Raw genomic sequence first — 677 nt, forward strand, 5'->3', positions numbered from 1 at the left:
TATTTCACTGATAATTATATGTAACGCCAATCAACCCATCTTGATTTCACTTATCAGAATCTAATAAATTATAATTAGCTCCTTACATTACAGCTTCTGAAGTGACAATTACTTGGCTTTCCTCAATAGTATCTCCTTTCCACTTCTCAGTTTGATCAACTATTTTGGCACCAACTAAATCTCCAACAACGTTGCCAAAAGTGAAAATCATATCTACTAAGATATTAATACCTGCTGTAAGTGCAACGATTTCAATCGGCAAGCCTGCTTGTGTAAAGACAATAGACATACCAATTAATCCAGCTCCTGGCACGCCAGCAGTACCAATAGCTGCCATAGTACCTATTATAACGATAGTAGCCAACTCTGGCGTTGATAAAGTCATCCCCATAATTTCTGCGGCAAAGATAACTGCAACGCCAAACCGTATTGCTGTACCATTCATATTTACTGTTGCGCCGATAGGCAATGTGAGTTTTGCAACTCGTTCACCAATACCAGCCTTTTCTGCACATTTAATAGTAACTGGTAAAGTACCAATACTACTACTGGTAACAAATGATGTAAAAGCAGCTTCTTTAATATTCTTGTAGAACTGGATAACTTTAATACCAAACACTTTCATCATTATTGGGAACGCAACTCCAACCAGGATAATTACTCCAAGGTATGAAGTG

Annotated in this window: 1 protein-coding gene; it reads right to left on the reverse strand. The window is 37.5% G+C overall.

Features of this window, described 5'->3' with window-relative positions; genetic code table 11:
* Positions 1-82 precede the first annotated feature (82 nt).
* The coding region (locus ACS8FD_RS21085; protein WP_439277304.1) for a dicarboxylate/amino acid:cation symporter at positions 83-677 on the reverse strand (595 nt) is incomplete at its 5' end.

This window comes from Psychrobacter sp. 1U2 (genome assembly GCF_051847575.1).